This window comes from Kitasatospora sp. NPDC006697, from assembly GCF_042869935.1.
GTDB lineage: Bacteria > Actinomycetota > Actinomycetes > Streptomycetales > Streptomycetaceae > Kitasatospora.
The window spans coordinates 184,768-194,990 of record NZ_JBIAGU010000017.1 but is presented as its reverse complement, the minus strand read 5'-3'; the positions used below and the strand labels follow the sequence as shown (position 1 = coordinate 194,990).

The window sequence follows — 10,223 nt, the reverse complement described above, 5'->3', positions numbered from 1 at the left end:
ACCACCTCCTTCACCACCGACTACGACGAAGCCACCGTCAACCGCTTCGTCGGCGGCATGGCCGAACGCGGCATCCCCCTGAGCGTCTTCCACCTCGACTGCTTCTGGATGCGCGAATACCAGTGGAGCGACTTCCAATGGGACGCGGACACCTTCCCCGACCCGGCCGGCATGCTCGCCCGCCTCAAGGAACAGGGACTGCGGATCTCCGCCTGGATCAACCCCTACATCGCCCAGAAATCCGCCCTCTTCGAAGAAGGCAGGGCCGCCGGCTACCTGGTGCGCCGCCCCGACGGCAGCGTCTGGCAGTGGGACCTGTGGCAACCCGGCATGGCCCTGGTCGACTTCACCAACCCCGCCGCCCGCCACTGGTACACCGGCAAACTGCGCACCCTGCTGCACCAGGGCGTGGACTGCTTCAAGACCGACTTCGGCGAGCGCATCCCCACCGACGTGGCGTGGCACGACGGCTCCGACCCCCAGCGGATGCACAACTACTACACCCACCTCTACAACCAGGCCGTCTTCACCCTGCTCCTCGAAGAACGCGGCGAGGGCGAGGCGCTGCTCTTCGCCCGCTCCGCCACCGCCGGCGGCCAGCAGTACCCCGTGCACTGGGGCGGCGACTGCGAATCCCACTTCAACGCGATGGCCGAATCACTGCGCGGCGGCCTCTCCCTGGGCCTGTCGGGCTTCGGCTTCTGGAGCCACGACATCGGCGGCTTCGAAGGCACCCCCACACCCGAGGTCTTCAAACGCTGGGTCCAGTTCGGCCTGCTCTCCTCCCACAGCCGGCTGCACGGCAGCAAGTCCTACCGCGTCCCGTGGGACTACGGCGACGAAGCCGTCGACGTCACCCGCGAGTTCACCCTCCTCAAGCACCGCCTCGCCCCCTACCTGCAACACGCCGCCCAGCAGGCCCACGCCACCGGCATCCCCGTCATGCGCGCCATGGTCCTCGAATTCCCCGACGACCCCGCCGCCGCCACCCTGGACCGCCAATACCTGCTCGGCGAAGACCTGCTGGTCGCACCCGTCTTCACCGACGACGGGACCGTCGACTACTACGTCCCCCAAGGCACCTGGACCAACCTCCTGACGGGCCATCAGATCACCGGCCCGCGCTGGGTACGCGAGCAGCACGACTTCCACACCCTGCCACTACTGGCCCGCCCCGACGCGGTGATCCCGCTGGGCGCCGACGACCAGCACCCCGTCTCCGCCTGGGCCGACAACATCGAACTGCGCGTCCACGCCTTCACCGACGGCGCCGAACGCACCCTGCAGATCCCCCGCACCGACGGCCCCGGCCACACCGCCGCCTTCCACCTGCACCGCGAAGGCGACCGGCTGCGAGTGACCACCGACAGCCCACACCCCTGGCAACTCCGCATCGGCGGCCCGAACGGCACCCTGCACACCCACCCCGCCGGCACCCCGGAGGCCGAGCTGCCCTACCCGAGCTGAGGCCACCGCCAGGACGCGAGGCCCCGCACGTCACCGCATGGGCATGCGGGGCCTCGCCCTTGGCCGTGGACCCGGATCGTTGCTCCTGTTGCGGCATGCGCGGACGGCGTCGGTGAGCGGCTGTACTCACCCACCACTCGAGAAGAACAGAGGGAACACCTTGTCCTACCGCATCGTCGCCGGCGGCCTGGAGCGGCACAACGCCGCGGAGATCCTCCGCATCGAGCCCTGGGGGCCGGACGCCGTCCGGGTGCGGGCCTCGTCCGGGAGCATCGACCCGAGCGCCCCCGGAGCACTGGAGAGCCCCGAGCCGTGCCCCCACGCCGAACTGTCCGCATCGGGTGACGGCTGTGCCCGCCTGGTCAACGGCCTCGTCGCCGTCGACGCCTCGGCGGACGGTCGGCTGACGTTCCGCCACGCGGTCTCGGGCCGCGAACTCCTCGCCGAAAGGAGTCCGCACGCGCATCACACCGGCTCGCGCGTCCATGCGACAGCCGGCCGGACGGCGCAGTCCTTCGAGGCCTACGACGGCGAACGGCTCCACGGCCTGGGTCAGCACCTGCACGGCCGCCTGGACCAGAAGGGCTGCGTGATCGACCTCGTCCAGACGAACACCGAGGTGACCGTCCCCTTCCTGCACTCCTCACGCGGCTACGGACTCCTGTGGAACAACCCCGCCACGGGCCGCGTCGAGCTCGGTGCCGACGCCACCCGGTGGACCGCCGACGCCGGCGGTCGCATCGACTACTGGATCACCGTCGGCGACACCCCGGCCCGGATCCTGGACTCCTACACCCGGGCCACCGGTCGGCCACCCCTGCTTCCCGAGTGGGCCTCCGGGTTCTGGCAGTCGAAGCTGCGCTATCGCAGCCAGGAGGAACTCCTCTCGGTGGCACGGCAGTACAGGGATCGTGGACTGCCGCTGTCCGTCATCGTCTGCGACTTCTTCCACTGGCCGAGAATGGGGGACTGGCGCTTCGAGGAGAGCGAGTGGCCCGATCCCGCGGCCATGGTCAAGGAGCTGTCGGACCTCGGGGTGGAACTCGCGGTCTCGGTATGGCCCACCGTCGAGCCCGACAGTGACTCCCACGACGAACTGCGCTCGGCCGGACACCTGCTACGGGACGCGGGTGGCGGTCTGCTCACCTTCCCGTGGCCGTCCCGGTACGGCGGGGACGCGCTGCTCCGACCGATGGCCTACTACGATGCCACCCACCCCGGCGCACGCGCCGCGCTCTGGCAACGGTTGAACCGGAACTACCGGTCGCTGGGTGTGGCGTGCTTCTGGCTGGACGCCTGCGAGCCGGACCTGCCCCTGGACCGCGCCGCGCGCGCCGTCTACGCGGCCGGCCCGGCCGCCGAGGTCGCGAACCTGTACTCGCGGGAGCACACCCGCGCGGTCGCCGACGGCCTGCGCGCGGCGGGCGAGGACCGGCCGCTGTCGCTGGTCCGCTCCGCCTGGGCGGGCAGCCAGGCGCACGGGGCCCTGCTGTGGTCCGGCGACATCCCCACCACCTTCGACTCCCTCCGGCGCCAGATCAGGGCCGGCCTGAACGTGGCGATGAGCGGCATCCCCTGGTGGAACACCGACATCGGCGGCTTCTTCGGCGGTGATCCGGACGACCCCGCGTACCGCGAGCTGCTGGTCCGATGGTTCCAGTACGGCACCTTCAGTCCCGTCATGCGGCTGCACGGGGACCGGCAGCCCAACTATTCGGCCTTCGCGGCGGACATGACCGGCGGGCCCAACGAGGTCTGGTCGTACGGGGAGGAGGCGTACGGCATCCTGCGTGACCACCTGTTGCTGCGCGAGCGCCTGCGACCGTACCTGCGCAGGCTGTCCGAGGACGCCCACCGCACCGGCGCCCCGCCGATGCGCCCGCTGTTCTTCGACTTCCCCGAGGACGCACGCGCCTGGGAGGTGGACGACCAGTTCCTGCTCGGCCCCGACGTGCTGGTGGCCCCCGTGGCCGAAGCGGGCGTCCGCAGCCGCCGGGTGTACCTGCCCGCCGGCGCCGACTGGCGCGACCCGGTCACCGGACGCGAACTGCGGGGCGGAACGACGGTCGACGCGGCCGCCCCGCTGGAGCGGATACCTCACTTCGTGCGACAAGGGGCCGACGCCGCGGCCTGGCTCGGCTGACCGGCCCCGGCGCCTGACGACGGAGACGAGGAGTCGTGCGCCCCTCGCGGCTTCCCGTTCGATGCGACTGCGTGGAGTGCGCCTGGTGCGCTGATATCCGCCTCGGCATGTTCTCGCCGGGACCCCGTCCCGAACGCCGACACGCGGCCGCCGGATCTTTCTGCCCGCCGCATTGAGCGAACAGGCGCCGGCGTGCGTATGAGCGGTAGAGCCCGGGGCACCGCTCCGGGGCGGATCGCGGCCTCACCGCCGGCCCTCCTCACCGAACAGGACTTGCAGTGGCAGAGAACCTCAACTCAACGGGACTCCCGACCCGTCGCGCGGTAGTGGCGGCAGCGGGCGGCAGCGGACTGGTCGCCGCCCTGGCCGCGTGCTCGGGGAGCGACAAGCCGTCCTCGGCCTCGGTGCCCGCGGCCGGCGGATCCGCATCCTCGGCGGGTGCGACCGCGCTGCCGACCTCCGGCACCTCGTCCCAGGCAGCGGGCGGACCGCCGGCCACGGCCCAATCCTCCGCGGCCGGCGGAGCAGCCGTGGCCAGCACGTCGGACATCCCGGTGGGCGGCGGCATCGTCCTCAAGGAGCAGAAGGTCGTGGTGACGCAGCCGGCGCCGGGCGAGTTCAAGGCGTTCTCGGCGGTCTGTACCCATCGTGGCTGCACGGTCAGCGACGTGACCGGTGGCACGATCAACTGTCCGTGCCACGGGAGCAAGTTCAACGTCAGCGATGGTGGCGTGGCGGGCGGCCCGGCCACCCAGCCGCTTCCAGCGGCCAAGGTGACGGTGTCCGGGAGTTCGATCGTCCTCGGCTGACCACCGGGTCGTACGGGCTGCCGCATCCGCGCGGCGGGCGCCGAGCAGGTTGCTCGGCGCCCGCTGGTCCAGCTGACGGTCTGTCGCGCGCCCGTGCCGGGCGCCCCTGCTCCGGGCGCGTAGGTGTGAGCGTTAACATGCACCGATACCGACGAAGCGGGAAGCATGTGGATGAAGCGTGTACAGCGTGCGCTGCTGGCGCTCGCCATCGTGGCGGGGACGACGGCCGTGCCCGTGCTGCTGTTCCCCGCGGGTGCTGTGGCGGCCTCCGGGGACATCACCTCGTCGGTGCTCGCCAACAGCGACGTGGTCCTGGACGGCGGTGCCGTCGTCAACGTACCGCCCGGAGTCCACACGTACACCGGGGTCATCAGCGGCAAGGGGTCCCTGCGAATAGCCGGAACCGGCACCCTGGTCCTCACCAAGGACAGCACCTTCACCCTCCCCAGCCCCAGGCAGACCGTCACGGTGCCCGGGGGGAACCATCCCTACGTGGTCGTCAACAGCCCCGACGACCCGGCGGTGACCGTCGACGCGGGGGCCACCCTGCAGTACGGAACCGGCGGGACCACGGGCCTGATCGGCGCCTTCCCGTACAACACGCCCGACTACCAGCAGAACCAGGACAACATCCGGGTCGACGGCACCCTGAACCTCTCGCTCACGCGCGGGTTCAACCTCGGCATCATCAGCGGCTCCGGGACGATCATCCAACCCCGCGGCATGTGGGGCGCGCTGCAGCTATGCGGCACCAACCCGTTCTCCGGCGTGCTCGACATCGGCACCGAGGCCCACTTCGCCAGCACCACCTGCGCGGCCGATCTGCCGAACGCCCGCGCCGTCGTCAACCGCGGCTCCTGGATCATCGACACTCCGTTGAACCAGACCGTCGTCCAGCACCAGAGCTTCTACAGCCGTGAATACGGGAACGACGTCAACGTCCACTCCCGCCCCGGCAGCAAAGTCGTCCTGACGGGCGTCTACAGCTACAGCGACAACACCGACGACGCCGCGCCCGCGCTGGGCAACTCCGGCCTGAACTTCCAGCCGGTGCCGCACCAGCTGAACAAGCGCGGCACCAACATCGAAGGCGCGGACGTCCAGTGGGGGGACGGCAGCACCCACCAGATCTTCATGCCCGGCACGGCCCAGACCGCCTACGTCAACCTGCACGCCAGGTCGCAGCGTTCACGCCTGACCTTCGACTACAACGGTCCGGTCACCCTCGGACTGCCCATCGGCGGAGGCCAGTTCCACGACACCCTGAGTGCCCCGGGGGCGGGCGACGTCGTCATCGCCGGAACCAGCGGGAACGACGTCACCTTCGCCGCCGCACAGTTCTACGACGGCAGCACGACGGTCCAGAAGGGAGCGGTCCTGCGGCTCGGGTCCGGTACCGCCGGCGGTGACGGCAGCCTCCACACCGGGGGCTCGTTCGACCGGATCGTCGACGACGGGTCGTTGGTCGTCCGGAACCTCCAGACGCCCACGGCCCTGCCGGCGCTCTCGGGCGCAGGCGCCCTCACCCAGGACGGCACCGCGACGACGACCCTGACCGCCGCCTCCTACACCGGTGCCACCACAGTGGCCCGGGGCACGCTCGCCGTGACCGGTTCCTCGCTCGCCGCGTCCGGGGAGGTCTCCCTCACCGGCCCGTCGGCGGCCCTCGACCTGAGCGCAGCCGCGACGACGGCGCTGACCAGGCTCGACGTCGTCGCGGGCGCGAAGATCATCGTGCCGGCCGGCAAGCCGGACCTCGTCGTGGGCGGCCAGCACTCCACGCTCTCCGGCACCGTGCTCACCGTCGGCGGGCTCACCTTCGCGCTCACCCAGGCAGGCGACCGCGCCGAGCTGACCGCCCAGACGGGCGGGCAGACCAGCAGCCCGACGCCGGCTCCCGTTCCGACCGCCGCCGCCACCACCCCTGCCGCCTCGCCCGAGGCGAGGGCCGAGGGGAAGCACGCCGGCACCGCGGACTGGACCCTCCTCGGCAGTGCCGGCGGGGTGCTGGCGCTGCTCCTCCTCGTCGTCGTTTCGGTGCGCAGCCGCTCGGCCCGCTCGGCCCGCTCGTCCGGGAACCGGTCCCGTCCGTCGCGGAGACGGCGCGCTCGCCGGTGATCGGGCGCATCCTGGTCCGATTCGCTCGGCGTCTCAGTTGATCTGGTCCGGGCGCGGGGAGCTGTCCGGTCTCACTGTGAGGCGAGTGCCGCGCGGGCCAGGACGCACAGCTGGGTCCGGTCGTCGATCACTTGCGCCGGGGCACTGTAATAGGCGTGCACCACGACCGCGCGGCCCGCGGCACGGTAGGTGAACGGTGTGGACCCGGCCTCCTCGTAGGAGGGGCGCGTCGCGTCGTCGACACGGAGGTAGAGCGTGTCCATCACGATCGCGAACCGGATGCCGTGGCTGCGCAGTGCCCAGCCGCCGAAATAGCGGTGGACGGTGACCTCGCCGAGCGGTGCCAGCTGATCGGCGACATGCTCGGCGAGGCTGCGGGATCCGCTCACGCGGGGAGGAAGAACCCGGTGATGTCGGCGAACCGGCCGTGACGGTGGAGCGCGGTGCTCACGCCCGCCATGGCAGGTTCGTCCTGCTCGCCCAGCTGGGTCCACCGGGCGAGCGACCGGTCGTGGTGCTCGACCACCTCGTCGATGCGGAACCGGTGACCGGGGAAGGCCGCGGCGAATCCGGCCATGTAGGCGGCCAGCTCGGTCAGCCCGCCCACCTCCGTGCCCGGGTCCCGATAGGCGACGTCGTCGACCGCGACCGCGCCGAGTGCGGCGAGCCGCTCGGCGGGGTCGGCCGACCAGCACGCGGCATAGTCCGTCCAAAGCTGCTGTGAGTCGCTCATCGCTGTCCTTCTCTGTCGGAGCCGATCGACGCCATCGCGCCATCGGTGATGGTGTGCAGTTTCGTACGGGGCGTGCCGGCCCGGACCAGCACCAGCAGGCCCTGATAGAGCGCCAACAGCCGGGCTGCCGACACCTCGACGTCCAGATCCGCCGACAGCAGGCCCAGAGCGCGGGCGCGCGTCAGCGCGTCGGCGAAGCCGGACTCGATCGCCTCCAGTCCTCGGCGCACTCCCGCGGCGGCCTGCGAAACGGTGAAGGACTCCACCGCGGTGTTGGTGAGCAGGCATCCCGGATCGCGTTCGAGACCGGTCTCGAACGCCGAGGTGAAGAACGACCGGATGCCGGCCACAGGATCCGGCTGCTCCAGGAGATGGGCCCGGACGCGACCCTCCACCACCTGGTCGTTGTAGGCGTCCAGCGCAGCGCAGAACAGGCCCTCCTTGCTCTGGAAGACCCGGTACAGGCTGCCCGGATGCAGCCCGGTCGCCTCCTCGATGTCCCGCACCGAGGCCCCGAGGTAGCCACGGCGACGGAACAGTCGCATGGCACCGGCCAGTACCTCCGTCTGATCCCAGACCTGCTTGCGTCCCAACGGAACCCCCGTAGTTGAACGATTGCTCACAAAAATAGCACGCCTGCACGGCGGGCCGGTCCCGTCGCCCCCGCCGCTCCCGCTCGCCGTGTTCTTCGATGTGCGAGAGCAGCCGGACAGCCTCGCCAGGAGTCTTCGGTGAGTACCAGTCGTGGCTGACCAGATCAATCGAGAGGGGACACTCGTCGTCCGTGGCGGAACCGTGCCGGTGCGGTCCCGCACTCGGCGGTGAAGACGGTGTAGAACCGGCTGACCGAGCCGAAGCCGGCGGCCGTGGCCACCTGGCTCGCCGGAAGGTCCGTGGTGACCAGCAGCCGGCGTGCTTCGGCGAGCCGGTACAGCTTCAGGTACTCGCCGATCGTGGTGCGCACGACCTTGCGGAACTGGGTCATGGCGTAGGTCGGGTGGACGCTCGCCGCCGCGGCGACGTCGGCGACGGTGACCGGCTCCCGGAAGTGCTGGGCGATGTGCCGTGCCATGGCGACCACTTGGCGCAGCGCCGGATCGTCACCGGCGTACCCGCGGCCCGGGTCGCCGATCGTGGCGAACGCCAGGCGCCGGACGCGCGCCTGGATCTCCAGCATCGCGATGTGGTGGAGCTCCGCGTCGCCCGCGGCGAGATCCGAGGCCCATTGGGTGAACTTCGCCGGATCGCACGCGTCGGCGTGCTCCGCGGGGGTGACCGCCGGCACGCCCGAGAGGAGTCGTGCGAGGAGCGACTGCGGCAGCCCCCAGCCCAGGAACCGGTCGAACGGCACGTGCAGCCAGTGGACGCGCGTCGCCCCGCTCGCCACCAGCTGGTGCGGGATCGCCGCCCAGAAGACGGTGAGACCGCCCGCCGCGACCTCGACGAGTTCGCCGCCGTAGAGGTAGAGCAGCGGGCCGCCGTCGGCCACGAAGTTGATCTCCAGGTCGTCGTGCCGGTGCGCCGCCGCCATCAGGGACGGGCGTCCGGACCAGCCACGGAGGGACGACGGTTCGTCGATCAGAGCACCCTGAGGATCCAAGAAGTTCTCGCTTCTAAGGGGTGAAGACATCTCATCAACTCGGAACCTATCGTCGTGGAGCAGCGCCGGCGCTCGCACCGCGACGCGACCGGCAGCACCTCCCACCCGCCAGCTCTTGCGCTCTGATGGAGACTTCGCGTGTTCACACTTGGCATCGTCGGTGCCGGCCAGTTCGCCGGTTCGTTCGCCAAACTCTGGCGCCTGCACCCGGACGTCGGTGACATCAAGGTCACCGACCTGATCCCGGAGCGGGCCGAGCAGCTGGTCCGCGACTACGACCTCGCGGGCACGGTCACCTCGTTCGAGGACATGCTCGACTCCGATCTCGATGCCGTCGCGCTCTTCACCCAGCGTTGGACGCACGGTCCGCTCGCCGTCCAGGCACTGCGCGCGGGCAAGGACGTCTACAGTGCGGTGCCCATGGCCGTGACCGAGGCGGAGATCGCGGACATCATCACCGCGGTCGAGGAGACCGGTCGGATCTACATGATGGGTGAGACGAGCTACTACCACCCGGCGACCGTCTACGCGCGAGACCAGATCGCCGCGGGAGCCTTCGGCCGGGTCTTCTACGCGGAGGGCGACTACGTCCACGACATGGACTGGGGCTTCTACGACGCGTACAGGTACAGCGGCGGTGAGAACTGGAAGGCCACCGCCAGCTACCCTCCGCTGCTCTACCCCACCCACTCGATCGGCGGGGTCCTCGGGGCCTGGCAGACCCACGCCGTCAGCGTCTCGGCGATCGGTGTCCCCGATGAGCGCGGCGACGGCGTGTTCGACCGCGAGATCAGCCAGTTCGACAACGACTTCTCCAACGCGACCGCCTTGTTCGAGGTGGCGGCCGGCGGGAGCTTCCGCACGAACGAGTTCCGCAGGGTCGGATACATCGGAAAGGAGTCGCGCTTCCGCTTCTTCGGCACCGAAGGGGTCTTCGAACAGCTCGGCTCGGTGAGTCTGCGGCAGGACAAGACGGGCGAGTACGACCTCACCGAACACCTGCACCCCGCACCCTCCCTGGCCCCGGACGACCCGACCCTCGCCCACGTCGCCCCGGAACTGCGCGGCGCCTTCGCCTCCGGCACCGCGCCCGTCCACGACCGCTCCCGACTCCCGCGGGAATTCGCGCACGCCCCCAACGGCCACGAAGGCAGCCACCACTTCCTCGCCGACGACTTCGCCGTGGCGGTCACCACGCGAACGCCCCCGGCCCTGCACGCGTGGACCGCGGCCCGCTACACCCTCCCCGGCATCATCGCCCACCAGTCCGCCCGCCAGGCCGGCGCGCGCCTGCCCATCCCGGACCACGGGGACGGGCCCCGAACCGCGTAGCGGGACCCGCAGTCGGGCTCC

General features: G+C 70.8%; 9 protein-coding genes. 5 read left to right on the top strand and 4 right to left on the bottom strand.

Features of this window, described 5'->3' with window-relative positions; all coding sequences use genetic code 11:
- The 4 genes from yicI to ACFYNO_RS23930 form a co-directional block, all read left to right on the top strand.
- Positions 1 to 1,467, top strand: a 1,467-nt coding sequence (gene yicI / locus ACFYNO_RS23945) for an alpha-xylosidase (RefSeq protein ID WP_388015921.1), incomplete at its 5' end; no start/stop codon positions are given.
- Positions 1,468 to 1,627: 160 nt separating this feature from the next.
- Positions 1,628 to 3,610, top strand: coding sequence for a TIM-barrel domain-containing protein (locus tag ACFYNO_RS23940; RefSeq protein ID WP_388015918.1), 1,983 nt, complete (start codon positions 1,628 to 1,630; stop codon positions 3,608 to 3,610).
- 278 nt (positions 3,611 to 3,888) lie between these two features.
- Positions 3,889 to 4,419 carry a Rieske (2Fe-2S) protein gene (locus ACFYNO_RS23935; RefSeq protein WP_388015915.1) on the top strand — a complete coding sequence of 177 codons (531 nt, stop codon included), beginning with the start codon at positions 3,889 to 3,891 and terminating at the stop codon, positions 4,417 to 4,419.
- 171 nt (positions 4,420 to 4,590) lie between these two features.
- The gene (locus ACFYNO_RS23930; protein ID WP_388015912.1) at positions 4,591 to 6,537 is read left to right on the top strand and encodes an autotransporter; all 1,947 of its coding nucleotides are present in this window, start codon (positions 4,591 to 4,593) and stop codon (positions 6,535 to 6,537) included.
- Positions 6,538 to 6,608: 71 nt separating this feature from the next.
- On the opposite strand, the gene ACFYNO_RS23925 is transcribed toward ACFYNO_RS23930, so the two are convergent.
- The 4 genes from ACFYNO_RS23925 to ACFYNO_RS23910 form a co-directional block, all read right to left on the bottom strand.
- Positions 6,609 to 6,926, bottom strand: a complete 318-nt coding sequence (locus tag ACFYNO_RS23925) for a TfoX/Sxy family protein (RefSeq protein WP_388015909.1) — start codon at positions 6,924 to 6,926, stop codon at positions 6,609 to 6,611.
- Positions 6,923 to 7,270, bottom strand: coding sequence for a nuclear transport factor 2 family protein (locus tag ACFYNO_RS23920; RefSeq protein ID WP_388015906.1), 348 nt, complete (start codon positions 7,268 to 7,270; stop codon positions 6,923 to 6,925). The genes ACFYNO_RS23925 and ACFYNO_RS23920 overlap by 4 nt, the downstream gene beginning before the upstream one ends.
- Complete coding sequence (locus ACFYNO_RS23915; protein WP_388015903.1) at positions 7,267 to 7,863, bottom strand: TetR/AcrR family transcriptional regulator; 597 nt, start codon at positions 7,861 to 7,863, stop codon at positions 7,267 to 7,269. The genes ACFYNO_RS23920 and ACFYNO_RS23915 overlap by 4 nt, the downstream gene beginning before the upstream one ends.
- Positions 7,864 to 8,027: 164 nt before the next feature.
- The gene (locus tag ACFYNO_RS23910) at positions 8,028 to 8,801 is read right to left on the bottom strand and encodes a helix-turn-helix domain-containing protein (protein WP_388015900.1); all 774 of its coding nucleotides are present in this window, start codon (positions 8,799 to 8,801) and stop codon (positions 8,028 to 8,030) included.
- A gap of 207 nt (positions 8,802 to 9,008) precedes the next feature.
- Between ACFYNO_RS23910 and ACFYNO_RS23905 the strand changes: the two genes are divergently transcribed.
- Positions 9,009 to 10,202, top strand: coding sequence for a Gfo/Idh/MocA family protein (locus ACFYNO_RS23905; protein ID WP_388015897.1), 1,194 nt, complete (start codon positions 9,009 to 9,011; stop codon positions 10,200 to 10,202).
- Positions 10,203 to 10,223: the final 21 nt, after the last annotated feature.

Coding starts and splice junctions, on each gene's coding strand:
- ACFYNO_RS23930 (WP_388015912.1), top strand. CDS start 4,591: ATGAAGCGTGTACAGCGTGCGCTGCTGGCGCTCGCCATCGTGGCGGGG.
- ACFYNO_RS23920 (WP_388015906.1), bottom strand. CDS start 7,270: ATGAGCGACTCACAGCAGCTTTGGACGGACTATGCCGCGTGCTGGTCG.
- ACFYNO_RS23910 (WP_388015900.1), bottom strand. CDS start 8,801: ATGGCGGCGGCGCACCGGCACGACGACCTGGAGATCAACTTCGTGGCC.